Annotated in this window: 18 protein-coding genes; 15 read left to right on the plus strand and 3 right to left on the minus strand. The window is 71.5% G+C overall.

Annotation, left to right across the window (positions count from 1 at the left end; all coding sequences use genetic code 11):
• Positions 1 to 8: 8 nt before the first annotated feature.
• From IE198_RS14060 to IE198_RS14125, 14 genes are all read left to right on the plus strand, one after another.
• On the plus strand, positions 9 to 488 hold the full coding sequence (locus IE198_RS14060) for a hypothetical protein (protein ID WP_189886336.1): 480 nt from the start codon (positions 9 to 11) through the stop codon (positions 486 to 488).
• Positions 489 to 521: 33 nt separating this feature from the next.
• Positions 522 to 1,391, plus strand: a complete 870-nt coding sequence (locus IE198_RS14065) for a TatD family hydrolase (RefSeq protein WP_189886338.1) — start codon at positions 522 to 524, stop codon at positions 1,389 to 1,391.
• A gap of 196 nt (positions 1,392 to 1,587) precedes the next feature.
• Entirely contained in the window at positions 1,588 to 3,021 is a 1,434-nt protein-coding gene (locus IE198_RS14070) for a resuscitation-promoting factor (RefSeq protein ID WP_373299860.1), read from the plus strand.
• Positions 3,018 to 3,878 (plus strand): 16S rRNA (adenine(1518)-N(6)/adenine(1519)-N(6))-dimethyltransferase RsmA, encoded by an 861-nt coding sequence (gene rsmA, locus IE198_RS14075; RefSeq protein WP_189886340.1) that lies wholly within the window; start codon positions 3,018 to 3,020, stop codon positions 3,876 to 3,878. Before IE198_RS14070 ends, rsmA begins: the two co-directional genes overlap by 4 nt.
• On the plus strand, positions 3,875 to 4,783 hold the full coding sequence (locus tag IE198_RS14080; RefSeq protein ID WP_189886342.1) for a 4-(cytidine 5'-diphospho)-2-C-methyl-D-erythritol kinase: 909 nt from the start codon (positions 3,875 to 3,877) through the stop codon (positions 4,781 to 4,783). Before rsmA ends, IE198_RS14080 begins: the two co-directional genes overlap by 4 nt.
• 287 nt (positions 4,784 to 5,070) lie before the next feature.
• Complete coding sequence (locus IE198_RS14085) at positions 5,071 to 6,384, plus strand: acyltransferase family protein (RefSeq protein ID WP_189886344.1); 1,314 nt, start codon at positions 5,071 to 5,073, stop codon at positions 6,382 to 6,384.
• Between the two features lie 43 nt (positions 6,385 to 6,427).
• On the plus strand, positions 6,428 to 8,233 hold the full coding sequence (locus tag IE198_RS14090) for an ABC-F family ATP-binding cassette domain-containing protein (protein WP_189886346.1): 1,806 nt from the start codon (positions 6,428 to 6,430) through the stop codon (positions 8,231 to 8,233).
• Positions 8,234 to 8,493: 260 nt separating this feature from the next.
• Positions 8,494 to 10,335, plus strand: a complete 1,842-nt coding sequence (locus IE198_RS14095; protein ID WP_189886347.1) for an outer membrane protein assembly factor BamB family protein — start codon at positions 8,494 to 8,496, stop codon at positions 10,333 to 10,335.
• 55 nt (positions 10,336 to 10,390) lie between these two features.
• Entirely contained in the window at positions 10,391 to 12,235 is a 1,845-nt protein-coding gene (locus IE198_RS14100; RefSeq protein WP_189886349.1) for an outer membrane protein assembly factor BamB family protein, read from the plus strand.
• A 234-nt stretch (positions 12,236 to 12,469) separates the two neighbouring features.
• Positions 12,470 to 13,156 (plus strand): helix-turn-helix transcriptional regulator, encoded by a 687-nt coding sequence (locus tag IE198_RS14105; RefSeq protein WP_189886351.1) that lies wholly within the window; start codon positions 12,470 to 12,472, stop codon positions 13,154 to 13,156.
• A 383-nt stretch (positions 13,157 to 13,539) separates the two neighbouring features.
• The gene (galT, locus tag IE198_RS14110) at positions 13,540 to 14,583 is read left to right on the plus strand and encodes a galactose-1-phosphate uridylyltransferase (RefSeq protein WP_189886353.1); all 1,044 of its coding nucleotides are present in this window, start codon (positions 13,540 to 13,542) and stop codon (positions 14,581 to 14,583) included.
• Positions 14,580 to 15,548 (plus strand): UDP-glucose 4-epimerase GalE, encoded by a 969-nt coding sequence (gene galE / locus IE198_RS14115; protein WP_189886355.1) that lies wholly within the window; start codon positions 14,580 to 14,582, stop codon positions 15,546 to 15,548. Before galT ends, galE begins: the two co-directional genes overlap by 4 nt.
• Positions 15,545 to 16,657 carry a galactokinase gene (galK, locus tag IE198_RS14120; protein ID WP_189886357.1) on the plus strand — a complete coding sequence of 371 codons (1,113 nt, stop codon included), beginning with the start codon at positions 15,545 to 15,547 and terminating at the stop codon, positions 16,655 to 16,657. Before galE ends, galK begins: the two co-directional genes overlap by 4 nt.
• Before the next feature lie 273 nt (positions 16,658 to 16,930).
• The gene (locus IE198_RS14125) at positions 16,931 to 17,710 is read left to right on the plus strand and encodes a LuxR C-terminal-related transcriptional regulator (protein ID WP_189886358.1); all 780 of its coding nucleotides are present in this window, start codon (positions 16,931 to 16,933) and stop codon (positions 17,708 to 17,710) included.
• Here the strand turns inward: IE198_RS14125 and IE198_RS14130 are convergent.
• Positions 17,669 to 18,166 carry a MarR family winged helix-turn-helix transcriptional regulator gene (locus IE198_RS14130; protein WP_189886360.1) on the minus strand — a complete coding sequence of 166 codons (498 nt, stop codon included), beginning with the start codon at positions 18,164 to 18,166 and terminating at the stop codon, positions 17,669 to 17,671. The genes IE198_RS14125 and IE198_RS14130 overlap by 42 nt on opposite strands.
• 130 nt (positions 18,167 to 18,296) lie before the next feature.
• On the opposite strand from IE198_RS14130, the gene IE198_RS14135 reads away from it, so the two are divergent.
• Complete coding sequence (locus IE198_RS14135) at positions 18,297 to 19,118, plus strand: trans-aconitate 2-methyltransferase (protein WP_189886362.1); 822 nt, start codon at positions 18,297 to 18,299, stop codon at positions 19,116 to 19,118.
• 71 nt (positions 19,119 to 19,189) lie between these two features.
• On the opposite strand, the gene IE198_RS14140 is transcribed toward IE198_RS14135, so the two are convergent.
• Positions 19,190 to 19,876, minus strand: coding sequence for a TetR/AcrR family transcriptional regulator (locus tag IE198_RS14140; RefSeq protein ID WP_229833931.1), 687 nt, complete (start codon positions 19,874 to 19,876; stop codon positions 19,190 to 19,192).
• Complete coding sequence (locus IE198_RS14145) at positions 19,876 to 20,886, minus strand: acyl-CoA desaturase (protein WP_189886366.1); 1,011 nt, start codon at positions 20,884 to 20,886, stop codon at positions 19,876 to 19,878. The genes IE198_RS14140 and IE198_RS14145 overlap by 1 nt, the downstream gene beginning before the upstream one ends.
• Positions 20,887 to 20,907 lie beyond the last annotated feature (21 nt).

Raw genomic sequence — 20,907 nt, forward strand, 5'->3', positions numbered from 1 at the left:
GAGCCGGCATGAGTGAGACCACACACACCGCCACGGTCCATGAGGCGTATTCCTTTGCCTGCATGCGCTGCGGGCACGGGTGGGAACAGTCCTACGAGATCGAGCATCACACCGACCCGGCGGGCGAGGACTTCGTGGTGTACAAGACGGACGGGCGACGGGTCCCGTCTCCGCTGTCCAGCCCGACCTGCGGCAACTGCGGCGGCCACGTCGTAAGGATCATGCAGCCGGGCCGGGTCTCGACAGTGCGGACCCTGATGGGGCTGACCGAACCGGGCACGGCGTCGCCCGTGTCGTCCGCCTCCCCGTCCGGGCCGGTGACTCCGGTGGCGGCCCCCGTCGCGACCGCGCCGCCGCCGGCGGGGTCGACCGTGGACGAGTCGACCGCGGACGAGTCGACCGTGGACCCGGGGACCGCAGAGGCGGAACCGGAAGCGCGCCACTGGCACCTCTCCGATCTGCTGCACCCCTTCCACCACCGCACATGAGCCGCCGGGCGCTCCTTACGTAGGATCGCGCCCATGAGTTCGAAATCCGCACCGCCGCCGCTGCCCGAACCGCTCGGTGTCGCGGTCGCCGATTCGCACACCCATCTGGACATGCAGGAAGGCACCGTGGAGGAGGCCCTGGCGAGGGCCGCCGCAGTCGGTGTGACGACCGTGATCCAGGTGGGCTGCGACATCAAGGGCTCCCGATGGGCGGCGGAGACCGCCGCCGCGCACCGTGAGGTGCACGCCGCGGTGGCCCTGCACCCGAACGAGGCGCCGCGCATCGTGCTCGGCGATCCGCAGGGCTGGTCGCGGCAGGGTGCGCGGGACGCGGGCGGGGAGGCCGCGCTCGACGACGCGCTCGCGGAGATCGACCGGCTGGCCGCGCTCGACGAGGTCAAGGCCGTCGGTGAGACCGGCCTCGACCATTTCCGCACCGGGCCTGAGGGCATCGCCGCGCAGGAACGCTCGTTCCGCGCCCATATCGAGATCGCCAAAAGGCACGGCAAAGCGCTCGTCATCCACGATCGCGACGCGCACGCGGATGTGCTGCGGATCCTGGCGGAGGAAGGGGCGCCGGAGCGCACGGTGTTCCACTGCTATTCCGGCGACGCGGAAATGGCCGAAGTCTGCGCGGCAGCGGGCTACTTCATGTCCTTCGCCGGCAATGTGACCTTCAAGAACGCAGAGCCGCTGCGCGACGCGCTCGCCGTGGCGCCCGCCGAACTGGTACTCGTCGAGACGGACGCGCCGTTCCTCACACCGGCGCCGTACCGCGGACGGCCCAATGCGCCGTATCTGATTCCGGTCACGCTCCGCGCCATGGCGGCGGTCAAGGGGATGGACGAGGACGCTCTGGCCGGGGCGATCGCAACCAATACCGCGCGCGCATTCGGATACTGACCGGACCGGGAGCCCGCCTTCCCAACGCTGCGTGTTCGTGTCCATCTTGGAGAGTGATGATCCCTCCGCTACTGTCCGTTGCCACTTGGCTGGCCGGACCTTACGGAGCGTCGTGAGTGTGAGTAATTCGCAGGGCAGTCACCGCGCGGCACGTGGCGCGCGGCGCGCGGGTACGTGGTGGGGGAGCAGCAAAGGAGTGGCGCCGCTCGGGCCGTCGGCGGCTCCGCAGCCGACCGTCGTGGACGTCCCGCTCACGGCGGCCTACACGCCGACCCTGCCGTACGTGGACCTCCGCAGGGACGCCGGGGCCGCAGAGGCCCGGCGCCGTCAGCACGTCCTGGCGCAGGCGCCGACCGTGCCGTACCTGGACCTCGGGGAAGCCGGCCGCCCGGGGCCGCCGCTGCCGCGGCAGTCGACGCCGCCCGGGGCGGCCGACCGGGTGCGCGGGGACGCGGCCGGCGTTCACACCGCGGAGGACGCCCGCCGAGTCGGGCGGGCGCAGGCGCGGCGCGGGGCACGGCGGCGGCCCGCCGAGCTGCCTGAGGCACTGCGCCGGCTCGTCCCGCAGGCCCTCGTCGTCGCGTTCCTCGCCGGAGGGACGTCCGCCTTCGTCGCCGACGACAAGGCGGTCCGCCTCACCGTCGACGGCGTGCCCCGGACCGCGCACACCTTCGCCGACGACGTGTCCGAACTCCTCGAGGAGCAAGGCGTCGACCTGCGTGCGCACGACGTCGCCGCCCCCGGCCCCGACGCGGCTCTCGACGGCGGTGACGAGATCACCGTCCGCTACGGCAGGCCCCTGACACTCACCCTCGACGGCTTCCGGGAAAGGGTGTGGACGACGGCCCGCACGGTGGAGGCCGCCCTGCGCGAACTCGGCGTACGCACAGAGGGCGCGTACGTCTCCGTGCCGCGCTCCACCCCGATCCCGCGGACCGGCCTGGTCCTGGACGTGCGCACGGAGCGGGCCGTGACGTTCATGGCCGACGGACGCGAACGCACCATCCGCACCAACGCCGCCTCCGTGCGCGAAGTGTTCGGCGAGGCGGGGAACGTGCTGCGCGGCCAGCACACCACGTCCGTGCCGCCCATCGGGTTCCCGCGCGACGGCCGGGCCGTCGCGGTCCTGCGGATCAGCGGCGGCCGCAAGGTACGGGAGGAGCCGGTCGACTTCGCCGTGGTCAGGACCCGCGACCCCGCCTCCTTCGCCGGCACCGAGGCCGTCGTACAGCAGGGCGAGCCGGGTGTGCGCCGGGTCACCTACGCCGTGCGGACCGTCAACGGCGTACGCAAGGAGCCCCGGCGGATCGACGAGGAACGGGTACGCGAACCCGTCACCCGGCAGGTGAGGACCGGCACGCGGCAACCGCCGTCCTCCGTGCGCGGGGTGGACGGGCTGGACTGGGAGGCGCTCGCCGCCTGCGAGTCGGGTGGGCGGCCCGACGCCGTCGACCCCTCCGGGAACCACGGCGGGCTGTACCAGTTCGACACCGCGACCTGGCGCTCGCTGGGCGGCAGCGGACGCCCGCAGGACGCGCCCGCCGAGGAGCAGACGTACCGGGCGAAGAAGCTCTATGTGCAGCGGGGGGCGAGTCCGTGGCCGCACTGCGGCCGTAGGCTGTATCGGTGAGCACCACTGATCCCGACGCACTCCTCGGCCCCGCCGACATCCGCGAGCTGGCCGCCGCGCTGGGCGTACGGCCCACCAAACAGCGCGGCCAGAACTTCGTCATCGACGCCAACACGGTCCGCCGGATCGTGCGCACGGCCGAGGTGAAGCCCGACGACGTGGTCGTCGAGGTCGGCCCCGGGCTGGGCTCGCTGACCCTCGGCCTGCTGGAGGCGGCGGACCGGGTCGTCGCCGTCGAGATCGACGACGTGCTCGCCGGCGCGCTGCCGTCGACGGTCGCGGCGCGGCTGCCGGAGCGGGCCTCGCGCTTCTCGCTGGTGCACTCGGACGCGATGCATGTGCAGGAACTGCCGGGTCCGCCGCCGACCGCCCTTGTCGCCAACCTGCCGTACAACGTGGCGGTGCCGGTGTTGCTGCACATGCTCGCCCGCTTCCCCACGATCGAACGGACCCTGGTCATGGTCCAGGCAGAGGTCGCCGACCGGCTCGCCGCACGGCCCGGGAACAAGGTGTACGGCGTTCCGTCCGTCAAGGCCAACTGGTACTGCGAGGTCAAGCGGGCCGGGGCGATCGGCCGCAACGTCTTCTGGCCCGCGCCCAACGTGGACTCGGGGCTGGTGTCGCTGGTGCGGCGGACCTCGCCGGTGGCGACGACTGCTTCCAAGGCGGAGGTCTTCTCGGTGGTCGACGCGGCCTTCGCACAGCGGCGCAAGACCCTGCGGGCCGCGCTCGCCGGCTGGGCCGGGTCGCCGGCCGCGGCCGAGGCGGCGCTCGTCGCGGCAGGTGTGTCGCCGCAGGCGCGGGGCGAGTCGCTGACGGTGGAGGAGTTCGCACGGATCGCGGAGGCGAAGAAGTGACCGTTCGCAGCGTGACGGTACGGGTGCCGGCCAAGGTCAACGTCCAGCTGGCGGTCGGTGGTGCACGCCCCGACGGCTTCCACGACCTCGCCAACGTCTTCCTGGCGGTGGGGCTTTACGACGAGGTGACGGTGCGCCCCGCCGCGTCGCTGACGATCACCTGCACCGGGCCGGACGCCGAACAGGTGCCCCTGGACCGCACGAACCTGGCCGCGCGCGCCGCCGAACTGCTCGCGGCCCGCCACGGCATCGCACCCGACGTCCACATCCACATCGCCAAGGACATCCCGGTCGCCGGCGGCATGGCGGGCGGCAGCGCGGACGGCGCGGGTGCGCTGCTGGCGTGCGACACGCTGTGGGGACTCGGGTCGTCGCGCGAAGAACTGCTCTCCATCTGTGCGGAGTTGGGGTCCGACGTGCCGTTCAGTCTGGTGGGCGGGGCGGCGCTGGGCACCGGGCGCGGCGAGCGGCTGACCGAACTCGAGGTCGGCGGAAGCTTCCACTGGGTGTTCGCCGTGGCGGACGGCGGGCTCTCCACTCCCGCGGTGTACGCGGAGTTCGACCGGCTGAACGAGGGCCTCAGCGTCCCGGCCCCGGTCGCCTCGCCCGCGCTGCTGGACGCGCTGCGCACGGGCGACGTCCTCGCACTGGCGGACGCGGTGTCGAACGACCTCCAGCCGGCGGCCCTCTCCCTGCGGCCGCCGCTCGCGGACACGCTGGCTGTGGGTGCCGGTGCAGGGGCGCTCGCCTCGCTGGTCTCCGGCTCGGGCCCGACGACGGCGTTCCTCGTCAAGGACGAGGACGCGGCGGAGGGCGTGGCCACGGCCCTGAGGGCGTCAGGCACGTGCCGGGCGGCGCGGGTTGCCGGGGCGCCGGCGATGGGAGCGAGGGCGGTCGCCGTCTGACGCGGTCGGGCCGCCGCGTGGGCCTGCTCCCCTCCCCGCCCCATCCCGGGACCGGGCTCCGCCCGGACTCCGTACCGCGCTTCACGCGGTGTCCTCGACCGCCGGGCGGGCCGGATCGTCCAGTCCCCGTCGGCGTCCGAGGCGCGGCGTACCGGCGGAGCCCGGTCCCGGGAAGGGGAACAGCTCCGCGCAGCGGCCCCGTTGCCCCGCAGACGCCCACGTACTCAGCATTCACCTGAGTACGAGCGCTCTCCCGCTCACCCCCACCGTCCCGGCACCGTACCCCCATGGGAACCACCGCTCGTGAGCTCGCCGCCGCCACGCCCGGTACACGGGACCGGTACATCGACCTGTTGCGGGTCGCCTCGCTCGGGACCGTCGTCGGGGGGCACTGGCTGATGGCCGCCGTCACCGGCGACGGCGTCGGGAATCTGCTGGCCGTCGTGCCGGAGCTGCAGCTGCTCACCTGGGGCCTGCAGGTCATGCCCGTGTTCTTCTTCGTCGGCGGGTTCTCGCACGCCCTCTCCTACCGGTCGCTGCGCCGCCGCTACCCGGACCGCTCCGTGTACTCGGTGTTTCTGCGCGTCCGGCTGCAGCGGCTCCTGCGGCCCACCATGGCGTTCGTCCTCGTCTGGGGCGCCGCCGCGCTCGTCGTGCAGCTGCTCGGCGGGGGCGGCGGGATGACCGGGGTCGCGCTGCGGCTCGTGGCGCAGCCGCTGTGGTTCATCGGGATCTATCTCGCGATGGTCGCGTTCACGCCGCCGCTGCTGAGGCTGCACGAGCGCTACGGTTGGGGCGCCTTCGGCGGGCTCGTGGGGGCGGCCGTGGCCGTGGACGTCCTGCGGTTCGCCGCCCATGTCCCCTTCGTCGAGTTCCTGAACTTCGCCTTCGTCTGGCTCGCCGTCCACCAGCTCGGCTTCCTGCGTGCCGACGGCCGCATCCGGAGGCCTGCCGCCCTCGCGGCGGCCGGTCTCGCCGGGGCCGCCGCACTCGTCGCGCTCGGGCCGTATCCGCTGTCCATGGTCGGGATGCCCGGCGAGAAGATCTCGAACATGGCCCCGCCGACGCTCGCCCTGCTCCTCCACGCCCTGTGGCTGGTGGGCGCGGTGGAGCTGCTGCGGGGCCCGGGGACACGGTTCGTACGGCGGGCCCGCGTCTGGCGGGGAGTGGTGGCCGCGAACGGGATCGCCATGACCGCGTTCCTGTGGCACCTCACCGCCATGCTCGGCGTCTACGGTGCGATGATCGCGGCAGGGTTCGCACTGCCGGAGCCGGCCACAGCCGCCTGGTGGGCGCAGGTGCCGCTGCGTGTGGCCGTGGCGGCGGGACTGACGGCCCTGCTCGTCGCCGGGTTCCGCCGGTTCGAACGGCCCGCGCACGGCAGTGCAGCGCCGGTGCGGGGCACCGCGCCGATCGCCGCCGCGGGGATCACGCTCTGCCTGTTCGGCGTCCTCGGCCTGTCCATGGTCGGCTTCGGCGGGCTGCTCGAAGGCCGGACGGCGATGCTGGTCGCCGTGCACGTCAGCGCGCCCGCCGCGGTGGTCATGGCGCTCGGCGGCTGGCTGCTGGTGGAACGCGCCGGACGGGGCAGCCGTGCCTGACAAGTAGGCTGGGAGGTCGATCGTTCCCCCTGTCAGGAGAGAAATGGCCGTCAACCTGGTCAATGTCGAGGCAGTCAGCAAGGTGTACGGAACACGCGCCCTGCTCGACGGGGTCTCCCTCGGCGTCTCCGAGGGGGATCGCATCGGTGTCGTCGGCCGCAACGGCGACGGCAAGACCACCCTCATCCGGATGCTCGCCAAGCTGGAGGAGCCCGACACCGGCCGGGTCACCCAGAGCGGCGGGCTGCGGCTCGGCGTGCTCACGCAGCACGACTCGCTCGACCCGGAGGCGACGATCCGGCACGAGGTCATCGGTGACCTCGCGGACCACGAGTGGGCCGGCAACGCCAAGATCCGTGACGTACTGACCGGGCTGTTCGACGGCCTCGACCTGTCGGGCTTCCCGCAGGGACTCGACACCGTCATCGGGCCGCTGTCCGGCGGCGAGCGCCGCCGTATCGCGCTGGCCAAGCTGCTGATCGCCGAGCAGGACCTGATCATCCTCGACGAGCCCACCAACCACCTCGACGTGGAGGGCATCGCCTGGCTGGCGAAGCACCTCCAGGCCCGGCGTTCCGCGCTCGTCTGCGTCACCCACGACCGCTGGTTCCTCGACCAGGTCTGCACCCGGATGTGGGACGTGCAGCGCGGAGATGTGTACGAGTACGAGGGCGGCTACAGCGACTACGTCTTCTCCCGGGCCGAGCGCGAGCGCATCGCCGCGACCGAGGAGGCCAAGCGGCAGAACCTGATGCGCAAGGAGCTGGCCTGGCTGCGGCGCGGCGCCCCCGCCCGTACGTCCAAGCCCCGCTACCGCATCGAGGCGGCGAACGAGCTGATCGCCGACGTGCCGCCGCCGCGTGACACGTCCGAGCTGATGAAGTTCGCCTCCGCGCGTCTCGGCAGGACGGTCTTCGACCTGGAGGACGTGACGGTCCAGGCCGGGCCCAAGGTGCTGCTGAAGCATCTGACCTGGCAGCTGGGACCCGGGGACCGCATCGGCCTGGTCGGTGTCAACGGCGCCGGCAAGACGTCGCTGCTGCTTACCCTCGCCACGGCGGCCTTCTCCCAGGGCGAGGAGCAGCCCGTGGCGGGCCGGGTCGTCGTCGGCAGGACCGTGCGTCTCGCCTACCTCTCGCAGGACGTGACCGAACTGCCACCGACGCTGCGGGTGCTGGAGGCGGTGCAGCAGGTCAGGGACCGGGTGGATCTGGGCAAGGGCCGGGAGATGACCGCGGGCCAGCTGTGCGAGCAGTTCGGCTTCGGCAAGGAGAAGCAGTGGACGCCCGTCGGCGATCTGTCCGGTGGTGAGCGGCGCCGGCTCCAGCTGCTGCGCCTCCTGATGGACGAGCCGAACGTGCTGTTCCTCGACGAGCCCACCAACGACCTCGACATCGAGACGCTGACCCAGCTGGAGGACGTCCTCGACGGCTGGCCCGGTTCGCTGGTGGTCATCTCGCACGACCGGTTCTTCATCGAGCGGACCACGGACCGTACGTTCGCGCTGCTGGGCGACGGCACGCTGCGGATGCTGCCGCGCGGCATCGACGAGTACCTGGAGCGCAGGGCCAGGATGGTCGAGGCCGCCGCACCGACGCCGCCGCCCGCCCCGGCCGGCGCCGTCAAGGAGAAGTCGGCGGCGGACGCCCGCGCGGCGAAGAAGGAACTGCAGCGGATCGAGCGGCAGCTGGACAAGGTGTCCGACAAGGAGACCAAGCTGCACGCGCAAATCGCGGAAAATGCCACGGACTTCGAGAAGGTGGCCAAATTGGACGCGGAACTCCGTGAACTCGCCGACGAGCGGGACGAGTTGGAGATGCGGTGGCTCGAACTGGCGGAAGACGCCTGACGAAGCGTCCCCGTACCGGCCCGTAGAGATGCCGTGCAAAGCGCGTAACAGCCCCATCACGGCCCGGTCCTCCCTTGGGAACAGGGGTGGACCGAGCCGACTCCCCCTTGGTCGCGGGTGATACAAAGAGGGCCCGCTCGACTGACACAAATCAAACGGAATCCTTGTCCGATTCACTCCTTTCCGGGGCAATGAGCCGACCGGAACAGCGGGGGAGTACGGCCGGGCAGCAGACCGTACGGAAAAAGGGGGAGGCGCTGATGACTCAGCCGCCCAGCCAGCAACCGCCGCAGCCGGGCTTCGGAGCACCGCAGGACCCTCAGCAGGGTGCTCATCAGCCGCCCGCGCAGCCGCCGCAGATGCCGCCCGCCCCGCAGGGCCCGCCGCAGACGCCGCCGGCTGCGCCCCCCGGTGCTCCGGCCCCCGGTTACGGCTACCCGCAACAGCCCCCGGCCCAGCCCGGTTACGGCTACCCGCTGGGGGCACCTCCCGGGCCGCAGGGCCCAGGGGGTCAGCCTCCTGGCCAGCCGGGACCGTACAACCAGCCGGGACCGTACAACCAGCCGGCCGGCCCCTACAACCAGCCCGGTCCCTACGGGGGTTACCCGACGCAGCCGCAGTACCCGGGCGCGCCGGCCCCCGGGGGCGGCAGCGGGGGCGGCTTCTTCAAGGGCAGGACGGGCATCATCGTGGCCGCGGCGGCCGCCGCGCTGCTCGTCGTCGGCGGCGGTACCTGGTTCGCCCTGAGCGGCGACGACAAGGAAGACAAGCCGAACGTCAGCAAGTCGAGCGACGATCCCAAGCCGACCGGCTCCGAATCCGTCGACCAGGGCGACGGCAGCGGCACCGGCCGTGAGGGCGACGAAGACCTCAACGCCGGCCGCCAGGACGGCGAGGCCAAGGTCCTCTTCCTGACCAAGAACGACATCGACCTGCCCCGCAACGGCGCCGACGTCTTCGGCCCGTGGGTCAACGGCGACACGGTCGTCAAGGCCATGTACCGGGAGGTCGCCGGCTACTCGGTGACCGACGGGCAGAAGAAGTGGAGTGTTGCGCTGCCCGCCGACGTGTGCTCGGCGTCGGTGCAGTCCTCCAGCGACGGCAAGATCGTCGTAGGTGTGAAGGACGGCCTCACCGACAAGGCCAAGTGCAACGACCTCCAGATGATCGACATGAACACCGGCAAGGCCGGCTGGAAGAAGTCGATTCCCAAGCCCTCCGGCATTTTCGCCTCGCTCGCCGACTACACGTTGTCCATCTCCGGCAAGACCCTTGCGGTCGGTGGCGGCAGCAACTCGTACGGCTTCGACGTGGCCACCGGCAAGCAGCTGTTCGGCACGCCCAAGAGCGGCTGCGAGCCGTTCGCCTACGCCGGGGGGCCCAAGCTGATCGCCGGTGCCGCCTGCGACTCCGACCCGGAGAAGCCCAAGCACCAGATCCAGCAGATCGACCCGTCCACCGGCAAGCCCCAGTGGACGTACAACACCCCGGAGGGCTGGGAGATCGACAAGGTCTACTCCGTCAGCCCACTGGTCGTCTCCATCACCCAGCGCGAGCCCGAGAAGAAGTGGTCGATCATCGCGCTGACCGACAACGGCAAGCTGCGCTCGCAGATCGCGGGCGGCAAGAACGACAAGTTCCAGCCGCGCTGCGGCGGCGCGTTCGTGATCTTCGGGCAGAACCTCGAGGGCTGCACCGGTGTCGCCGCCGACGCGAAGCACTTCTACATGGCCACGGAGACCGAGTACGGCAAGGCCAACGAGCTCGTCGCCTTCGACCTCGACACCGGCAAGGAGGCCTGGCGCTCGCCCGCGGGTGGTGAGCGCAAGATGACGCCGCTGCGCATGGAGGGCGGCAACGTCCTCGTCTACATGCAGCCCTCGTACAACACGGGCGGCGGTGTGGCCACCGTCGCACCGACCGGTGGCGCGCCGAAGACACTGCTCCAGCACCCCGCCTCGACCGCCGAGATCGAGAGCTCCTTCTACTCCCCGAAGATGGCGTACGCCGACGGGCGGTTCTTCCTCGCCAGCGGCCGGGTGAGCGCGCCCAACGACAAGGCGGAGGAGGAGACGAAGACCATGATGGGCTTCGGCCAGTGACCGCCGCCTTCGCCGTCGCACCACCCACCTTCCCTTCCCCAGAGGTAAGCACGCCATGACGCAGCCGCCGCCACCGCCCAGTCAGCCGCCCGGCCCGCCGCCGGGACAGCCCCCGAACCAGCCGCCCGGCCAGCCCGCGGGCGGCGGCTTCGGACTCTCGAAGGACCCCCAGCAGCCGGCCGGCGGGTACGGCACCCCGCCGCCCCCGCAGAACCAGCCCTACGGCTACCCGCAGACGCCTCCGCAGTCCCCGCCGCCGGCGGAGCCCGGCTACGGATATCCGCAGACGGCGCCGCAGAGCATGCCCGCGGGCCAGCCGGCCTACAGCTACCCGCAGCAGGGCGCGCCCGGCCAGCCGGCCTACAGCGCCCCGACGCAGCCCATGGCGGCGCAGCCCGCCGGGGCGTCGGCGGGTGGCGGCGGGCTGCTGAACAAGACGCAGCTGCAGATCGTCATAGCCGCGTGCCTCGCCATCGTCCTCATCATCGGCGGCGGTTTCTGGTACTCCTCCACCAAGGACGACGGCGGCAAGCAGGACCGGGCGGGCAACAGCTCGGGCGGCACGGACGGCGGCAAGGACGGCAAGGGCGAGGAGTCCCAGGCCGCCCCCGACGGTCCGGGCACCGAGAAGGCCCCCGCCGACACCGCCTCCAAGGTCGCCTTCCAGCTGCCGCTGCCGCCGCGCATCGACGTGACCGGCGTGCCCGGCTCCTGGGTCACGGACAAGGCGTACGTCAAGACCGGTGTGAACACGATCGAGGCGTACGACGCGACCAAGGGATCGAAGCTGTGGACCCTGCCGCTGCCCGGTCAGGTGTGCGCCGCCTCGCGTCACCTGACGGACGACAACAAGACCGCGGTCGTCTTCGAGGCCAAGAAGCGGGCCAAGGGCGACAAGGGCTACCCGCCGTGCTCCGAGGTCGGGGTCGTCGACCTCACCGCCGGCAAGCTGCTCTGGAGCAAGTCCGTCACCGGCGGCTCGAGCGGTGACGAGAAGGCCCGTTTCGACCAGGTCACCATCAGCGGCAACACCGTGGCCGCGGGCGACCTCAGCGGCAGCGCCGCCTTCGACCTGACCACCGGCGCCGTCCGCTGGAAGCCCACGGTCGACGCCGAGCAGTGCAGGGACATCGGCTACGGCGGTGGCAAGGCACTCATCGCGGTGCGCCGGTGCGGCTCCTACGACGCACCGTCGGTGACCATCCAGGCGCTCAACCCCGAGAACGGCACACCGCTCTCCTCATTCAAGATGCCCGACGGTCTGGAGGACGCGCGGGTCGTCTCCTCCGACCCGCTGGTCGTCGCGGCCGACGTCGGCGACACCGGCTCCTTCGGTATCTCCGACTTCTTCTCGATCGACATCAAGACCGGGAAGCTGCGGGCGAGGATCGCCGCGCCGGGCGACAAGTACCTGGCCCGGTGCTCCGCCAGTGACGGTGTCGAGGGCTGCCAGTTCGTGGTCGTCGGCAACGACAGGATCTACCTGCCGACGGAGGAGCACGAGGGCACCGGCGAGTCGTACTCGCGCACCAACGAGATCGTCGCCTTCGACCTCGCCACCGGAAAGGCCGTCAGCGGCCGTGCGGACGCCGGGAACGGGTATCACTCGCTGCCGCTGCGCATGGACGGCGGCAACATCATCGCCTACAAGTGGCCCCCGTACGACAAGGGCGGCCAGGTCGTCAGCATCAACGGCGCCACGCTCAAGGAGACCGTGCTGCTGGTGAATCCCGCTGACAAGACGGTGCGGGACGCGGAGACGAGCTTCGTCGAGACCGGCTCCGAGTACCGCTTCGAGAACGGGCGTCTGTTCATCGCTGACGACACCCTGAGCGAGCCCGGGACCGACAGCTCGAGCTCGACGAAGTACCTGGCCATCTCCTTCGGCCCCAAGGGCTGACCTCACAGACCGGCACACCGCGGCCCGGCCCCTCGCTCCGGCGGGGGACCGGGCCGTTTGCCGTACGCCACCGGGTTGTACAGCAAGTAGGCCTGTTTGGTGCGTAATTCGGCATTCTGGGGGGCTTCTGTGCAGTCGGGGGCGCGCTTCGCGGAGCAAGCGTGTAGCTTGCCGGGACTGACGGGGTAGTGGGGAGGGCCGGGGGGCCGACTCCAGCGGGACGGGGGTTGCTCTATGGGTGTTCGGCTCATGGTGGTCGACGACCACAGACTGCTCGCAGAGGCGCTCGCCTCTGCGCTGAAACTGCGTGGGCACCGGGTGCTCGCGGCGGCGGCCCCCGCGTCCGGGGCGGCCGAGCTGGTGATAGCGAGGTCTCCCGACGTGTGCCTGCTGGGCACGGCGACGCCCGCGGAGCCCGGTGTCTTCGACCCGGTCGTGCGGATCAAACGGGAGCGGCCGCAGGTGGCGGTGGTGGTGCTCGGGCCGGTGCCCAGCCCCCGTGGGATAGCCGCGGCGTTCGCCGCCGGCGCGTCCGGTTACGTGCGCCACGACGAGCGCATCGAAGGGGTCGAGCGGGCACTGGTGAAGGCCCGGGCGGGGGAGGCGGTGGTGGCGCCGCAACTGCTGCAGGGCGCGTTCGCGGAGCTGCTCAATCCGGCCGCGCAGCCCGACGATGAGGGCGAGCGGCTGCTGCAGCTGCTGACGCCGCGCGAGGTCGAGGTGCTGGTGCGGGTCGCCGAGGGCGAGGACACCCGGCTGATCGCCGTCGGTATGGGGATCGCACCGAGTACGGCCCGTACGCATGTGCAGCGCGTGCTGATGAAGCTGGGCGTCGGATCGCGGCTGGAGGCGGCGGCACTGGCCGCCCGGACCGGCCTGCTGGACCGGGCGGCGTACGGAACCCGGCCGCGCCCTTCGTGAGGACGGGTCCGCAGGTGGCCCGTGCCCGAGAAGCCGCAGGGGACACGGTGCCTGTGGAGCACAGCTCACCGGTCGCCGTGATCGGCGGGAAGAAGCGCAGGTAGTACCGGTCGTCGCGGCCTTTCTTCATGTACCGGGCCCGTCTGTCGTACGTGAACACATGCCGCATGTGGACGGGCGTCGACCGCGGGACGTCGGCCGCCTGCCGGCCATCAACGCCGGAGCAGGGCCGATCACGGCGATGCCCGGGCACACCGTGGCCGGCAGCCCTGCATCCGCATGCCCGCTTCCGGCTGCCCGCGGATGGACTCGTTGACGGAAGCTGTTGACTTGTGGTTTGCTGTGTTCGATTCTGTTGAATGGGAGTCGTGAGGGAGCTCCGAGTGAAGAAGACGTCGACCCGTCTCGCCGACGGTCGTGAGCTGCTCTACTACGACTCGCGCGACGACGCCGTCCGCGATGCCGTCGACCACCGGCCCCTCGACGCGGTCGCCACCACCGCGGAGATCAGGCGCGACGTGCTGCTCGGCGACTCGGTCGCGATCGCCTCGCACCGCCAGGGCCGCACCTACCACCCGCCGGCCGACGAGTGCCCCCTGTGCCCGTCCCGTGAGGGGGCTCCCAGTGAGATCCCGGCCGCCGACTACGAGGTCGTCGTCTTCGAGAACCGCTTCCCGTCCCTGGCCGGCGACGCCGGCCGCTGCGAGGTCGTCTGCTTCACCTCCGACCACGACGCGTCCTTCGCCGATCTCACCGAGGCGCAGGCCGGCCTGGTCCTCGAGGCGTGGACGGACCGCACCGCGGAACTGGCCGGACTTCCACAGGTCAAGCAGGTCTTCTGCTTCGAGAACCGCGGCGCGGAGATCGGCGTCACGCTCGGGCACCCGCACGGGCAGATCTACGGCTACCCGTTCATCACCCCGCGCACCGAACTGATGCTCCGCTCCCTCGCCTCCCACCGAGCCGGGACCGGCCGCAACCTCTTCGACGACGTGGTCGCGCGCGAGCGCGAGGAGGGCGTACGGGTGGTGCTGGAGGGCGAGCACTGGATCGCCTTCGTGCCGTACGCGGCGCGCTGGCCGTTCGAAGTGCACCTGCACCCCAAGAGGCGAGTGCCGGACCTGCGGAAGCTAGGCAACGCGGCGCGCACGGAGTTCCCACAGATCTATCTGGAACTCTTGAGGCGCTTCGACCGGATCTTCGGCGCCGGCGGACCGCCCACCCCTTACGTCGCCGCCTGGCACCAGGCCCCGTTCGAGGGCGGGGGAAGGGACGCCTTCGGCCTCCATCTCGAGCTTTTCACCATCCGCCGCACTTCCGGCAAGCTGAAGTTCCTCGCGGGTTCCGAATCCGGTATGAGCGTGTTCATCAACGATGTGCCGCCGGAGGCCGCGGCGCGGCGACTGCGAGAGGTAGCGAGCAAGTGAGCAAGAAATACCTGGTCACCGGCGGTGCGGGATATGTCGGCAGTGTGGTGGCGCAGCATCTGCTGGAAGCCGGTCACCGGGTGACCGTGCTGGACGACCTCTCCACCGGATTCCGCGAAGGCGTGCCCGCGGGCGCCGAGTTCGTCGAGGGACGGATCCAGGACGCCGCCCGGTGGCTGGACGCCTCGTACGACGGGGTGCTGCACTTCGCCGCCTTCTCGCAGGTCGGCGAGTCGGTCGCCGAGCCGGAGAAGTACTGGGCGAACAACGTCGGCGGCACCATGGAGCTGCTGGCCGCCATGCGCTCCGCCGGTGTGCGCACGCTGGTCTTCTCCTCCACCGCGGCCACCTACGGCGAGCCCGTCTCCACCCCCGTCACCGAGTCCGATCCGACCTCCCCGACCAGCCCCTACGGCGCCTCCAAGCTCGCCGTCGACCACATGATCACCGGTGAGGCGGCGGCCCACGGCCTCGCGGCGGTCTCCCTGCGGTACTTCAACGTCGCGGGCGCCTACGGCAGTTGCGGCGAGCGCCACGACCCCGAGTCCCACCTCATCCCGCTGGTGCTCCAGGTCGCCCTCGGCCGGCGCGAGTCGATCTCCGTCTACGGCGACGACTACCCGACCCCGGACGGCACCTGCGTCCGCGACTACATCCATGTCGCCGATCTCGCGGAGGCCCACCTCCTTGCGCTCGACGCGGCCACCGCGGGCGAGCACCTGATCTGCAACCTCGGCAACGGCAACGGCTTCTCGGTGCGCGAGGTCATCGAGACCGTCCGCCTGGTCACCGGCCACCCGGTGCCCGAGGTGGTCGCGGAACGCCGGGGCGGCGACCCCGCCGTACTGGTCGCCTCCGCCGCAACGGCCCAGGAACGCCTGGGCTGGAAGCCGTGCCGTGCCGACCTGGCCGACATCGTCACCGACGCCTGGGCCTTCGCCCGCAGGAGGGCCAAGGCATCATGAGCCTCAGGGGCGAGGGCGTGTGGGCGGCGCCCGGCAGGGTGAATCTGATCGGTGAACACACCGACTACAACGAGGGCTTCGTGATGCCCTTCGCGCTGCCCCACACCACGGTGGCGACCGTCGCCCGCCGCGACGACGGCGTATTGCGGCTGACCTCCGCCGACATGCCCGGCGGGGCGGTCGAACTGCACGTCGACGAGCTCGCCCCCGGCGGCCCCGCAGGCTGGACCGACTACCCGGCGGGCGTCGTGTGGGCACTGCGCGAGGCCCGCCACGCGGTCAGCGGCGCGGACATCCACTACGAGTCGACCGTGCCCACCGGCGCCGGCCTCTCCTCGTCCGCGGCGCTCGAGGTCGTCACCGCCCTCGCCCTGAACGACCTGTACGAACTGGGCCTGGAGCGGTGGCGGCTGGCCCGCCTGTGCCAGCGCGCGGAGAACGTCTACGTAGGCGCCCCGACCGGGATCATGGACCAGACTGCCGCCGCCTGCTGCACCGAGGGCCACGCCCTCTACCTGGACACGCGTGACCTCTCGCAGCGGCAGATCCCCTTCGACCTCGCCGCCCACGGTCTGGAACTCCTCGTCGTCGACACCCGCGTCGAGCACGCCCACAGCGACGGCGAGTACGGCAAGCGGCGCGCCGGCTGCGAGGCGGGCGCGGCGGCGCTCGGTGTGGAGGCTTTGCGGGACGTGCCGTACGACGGGCTGGACCAGGCCCTCGCCCGCCTCGAGGACCCTGAGGTGCGTCCGCTGGTGCGGCACATCGTGACCGAGAACCACCGAGTGGAGCGGGTGATCGCGCATCTGGAGGCGGGTGAGGTGCGGGCCGTCGGCCCCGTACTCACCGAGGGGCACGCCTCCCTGCGGGACGACTTCCGGATCTCCTGCCCGGAGCTGGACCTGGTCGTGGAGTCGGCCCTGGCGGCCGGCGCGCTGGGCGCGCGGATGACCGGCGGCGGCTTCGGCGGCTCGGCGATCGTGCTGACGGAGACGTCCCGGGCGCCGACCGTGGCCACGTCGGTCCTGGCGGCCTTCGAGACGACCTTCCTCCAGGGACCGCGTGTCTTCACCGCGATCCCGTCGGCGGGGGCCCGCCGCCTGTCGTGAGACGACGACTTCCGTCCAGGCAGGAACAGGGGCCACACCAGGAACAACGGTGGCGATCAGTTCTGCAAATCACCTTCCGCCGCCGCCCCGCGTCCGTACTCTGAACCACAGCACCGGTGGGGGCCGGTGCCGATCAGGGGGCGAAACAGCCGGGTACGGTGCCCGGGGCGGGGTATCGGTCACAGCACGGCGGCGGCCGGGCGATGCACGGGACCCCCCGTCCCCCGGGCGGCGTACCCGTGCCGACCCGTCTTGTGGCAGTGGGGGTGTCCTGTGGTCCGAATCCGGGTTCTGGTCGTCGACGACCACCGGATCTTCGCCGAGTCGCTCGCCGCGGCTCTCGCGGCAGAGCCCGATGTCGAGGTCGCCGCGGCTGGCAGCGGGCCTGCCGCGCTGCGCTGCCTGGAGCGCGCCGCGGCGGAGAGCCGCAGGTTCGACGTGATGCTCGTCGACGCCGACCTGGGGGCCGCCTCCGCGGTGCCGCCCACCGCCGTCGCGGTCGCCCGTGCGGTGCCCGACGGTGGAGTGGACGGCCTCGTCGACGGGATCTCCCTGGTGGCGGGCGTCCGCTCGCTCCAGCCCGCGGTGCGCTCGGTCGTGCTGGCCCAGAAGGACGACGCCCGCCGGGCGGCGCTGGCCCTGCAGGCGGGTGCCAGCGGCTGGGTGGCCAAGGATTGTTCACTGCAGCGTCTGCTCGCGGTGGTCCGCGGGGTGCTGCGCGGCGAGACCCATCTGGCGCCCGCGCTGCTCACCGGCGTGCTGCGGGAGATGACGGCGGCCCGCAAGCACCGCACCGAGAGCGAGCGGCTGGTGGAGTCGCTGACGCCGCGCGAGCAGGAGGTGCTGCGCTGCATGGTCGCGGGCCTGGGACGCAAGGCCGTCGCCGAGCGCCTCTTCCTGTCCCCGCACACCGTCCGGACGCATATGCAGAACGTGCTGGGCAAGCTCGGCGTCCACTCCACGCTGGCCGCGGTCGCCCTGGCCCGCCGGGCCGGCGTCGGCCCCGCCGAGCTAGCCGGGGACGTTGTCGAACGGGGCGGTCAACTGGCGTAGCAGCGCGGCCAGTTCCGCGCGCTGGGCGCGGGACAGCTCGGAGAGGATGGCGCGCTCCTGGGCGAGCAGCCCGGCCAGCGCCTGGTCCGCGCGGTCGCGGCCCTCGGGCGTCAGACGGACCAGGACGCCGCGCCGGTCGCTCGGATCGGGCAGCCGCTCGACCAGGTTCTTCTTGGCGAGGCGGTCGATTCGGTTGGTCATCGTGCCGGAGGTGACCAGGGTCTGCGTGAGCAGCTGGCCGGGGGAGAGCTGGTACGGCGCCCCGGCGCGGCGCAGCGACGTGAGCACGTCGAACTCCCACGGCTCGAGCTGGTGCTCGGAGAAGGCGATGCGCCGGGCGCGGTCGAGATGGCGGGCGAGTCTGGAGACGCGACTGAGCACCTCGAGCGGCTCCACGTCGAGGTCCGGGCGCTCACGGCGCCATGCTGCGACCAGTCGATCGACCTCGTCCTCCATGTCGATCAGTGTAAAGGGTCTGTCGACGTGAAGTCTCTTGACGTCAAGATATAGTCTGCTGGACTATTGGGCAGGTCGGCCGGGAACACCGTTCCGTTTCGGCCTTCCGTTCCTGCGAGGGGACTCCACCATGCATTCCGCGCCCACTTGGGACCCAGAGCAGTACCTCCGCCACGCCGGGCACCGCACCCGTCCGTTCCTTGACCTGCTGGCCCGCATACCCCCGCTGCCCTCCGGCAACCGCCCCGCCCGGATCGCCGACATCGGCTGCGGGCCCGGCAATGTCACCGCACTGCTCGCCGACCACTGGCCCGACGCCCATATAACCGGCTTCGACCTCTCGCCCCAGATGCTGGCCCAGGCCGAGAACGAGCACGCCGCCACCACCCCGGGCGGCGGCCGGCTCGACTTCCGGCCGGCCGACGCCGCGCACTGGATCCCGGAAGAGCCGTACGACCTGATCGTGTCCAACGCCGCCCTGCAGTGGGTGCCGAACCACCCCGAGTCCTTCGCCGCCTGGATCGACGGACTCGTCCCCGGCGGCACGTTCGCCTTCCAGGTCCCCGGCAACTTCACCTCGCCCAGCCATGCGCTCCTCGCCGAGCTGTGCGAGACCCCGCAGTGGCGCTCCCGCCTCGGCGGCCACGGCCGGCGCTACGTCCACGTCCTGGAACCCGCCGACTACCTCGGCCGCCTCGCCGACCTCGGCTGCGACGCCGACGCCTGGGAGACCACCTACCTCCAGCTGCTCGGCGGCGAGGACCCCGTACTGGACTGGGTCAAGGGCACGGCCCTGCGGCCCGTGCTGACCGAGCTCGCCGACGACCCGGAGGCCCGGGCGGAATTCCTCGGCCAGTACCGGGACCTGCTCCGCAAGGCGTACCCGCCCGGCCCGCACGGCACGGTGTTCCCCTTCCGGCGGATCTTCGCCGTCGGGCGCAAGGTGTCATGACACCGCTCCCGTGAGGACGCACGGGCGCCCCGCAGTCCGCGGGGCGCCCGGCGGTCCTGGTCCCGACGCGCTCAGCTCTTGCGGTGCCCTATGAGCCGCGGCTTCTGCTCGAGACCGTCGAGACCGTGCCACGCCAGGTTCACCAGATGGGCCGCGACCTCCGCCTTCTTCGGGCGGCGCGCGTCCAGCCACCACTGGCCCGTCAGCGCCACCATGCCGACCAGCGCCTGCGCGTACAGCGGGGCCAGCTTGGGATCGAATCCGCGGTTCTTGAACTCCATCCCCAGGATGTCCTCGACCTGGGTGGCGATGTCGCTGATCAGGGACGCGAACGTGCCCGTCGACTGGGCGACGGGCGAATCGCGCACCAGGATGCGGAATCCGTCCGTGTACCTCTCGATGTAGTCCAGCAGCGCGAAGGCCGCCTGTTCCAGCAGCTCGCGCGGGTGCCCGGCGGTCAGTGCCCCCGTCACCATGTCGAGCAGCTGACGCATCTCACGGTCCACGACAACCGCGTAGAGCCCCTCCTTGCCGCCGAAGTGCTCGTACACGACCGGCTTGGACACCCCCGCCTTGGCCGCGATCTCCTCGACGGACGTGCCCTCGAAGCCCTTCTCCGCGAAGAGCGCACGGCCGATGTCCAACAGCTGCTCACGGCGCTCGGCGCCGGTCATGCGGACGCGGCGGGCCCGCCTGCCGCCGGGCGTCCTGGTCTTTTCCGGGCTGCCGATACTTCCGTCACTCGCCACGACGTCCATCATGCCGTCTTCGCGGCACCCTTCTCACGGCGGGTTTCACCGGCCCTGGAGTCACTGCGCCGGGCGTCGATACGGGACTGCTGCGGCCAGCGCACGTCGTACGCCCAGCCCGCCTTCTCGAACCAGCGGATCAGTCGGGCGCTGGAGTCGAGCTGTCCGCGCAGCACACCGTGCCGTGCGCTCGTCGGGTCGGCGTGGTGCAGGTTGTGCCACGACTCGCCGCACGACAGCACCGCCAGCCACCACACGTTCCCCGAACGGTCCCGAGACTTGAAGGGGCGCTTGCCCACCGCATGGCAGATCGAGTTGATCGACCAGGTCACATGGTGCAGCAGCGCCACGCGGACCAGCGAGCCCCAGAAGAAGGCAGTGAACGCGCCCCACCACGACATCGTCACCAGACCGCCGACCAGCGGCGGGATCGCCAGCGACAGCACCGTCCAGTAGACGAAGCCGCGGGAGACCCGGCGGAGCGCCGGGTCCTTGATCAGATCCGGCGCGTACTTGTGCTGCGGCGTCTGCTCCTCGTCGAACATCCAGCCGATGTGCGCCCACCACAGGCCCTTCATCAGCGCGGGCACCGTCTCGCCGAACCGCCACGGCGAGTGCGGGTCACCCTCCGCGTCGGAGAACTTGTGGTGCTTGCGGTGGTCGGCCACCCAGCGCACCAGCGGCCCCTCGACCGCCAGCGAACCCATGATCGCGAGCGCGATGCGCAGCGGGCGCTTCGCCTTGAACGAACCGTGCGTGAAATAGCGGTGGAAGCCGATCGTGATGCCGTGGCAGCCGATGTAGTACATCGCCACCAGCAGCCCCAGGTCGAGCCAGCTCACCCCCCACCCCCAGGCGAGCGGCACGGCCGCCAGCAGGGCGAGGAAAGGCACCGTGATGAACAGCAGCAGGGTGATCTGTTCGATCGACCGCTTGCTGTCGCCGCCCCGGGTCGCGAAGGGCAGGTCGGACTCCGGGGTCTCCGGGACGTCGTCCAGCAGGTCGGGACTTGTGGTCATGTGGGTTCCCTGGGGGTGGGG

Origin of the sequence: Streptomyces xantholiticus (genome assembly GCF_014651015.1) — a bacterium.
Taxonomy (GTDB): Bacteria; Actinomycetota; Actinomycetes; order Streptomycetales; family Streptomycetaceae; genus Streptomyces; species Streptomyces xantholiticus.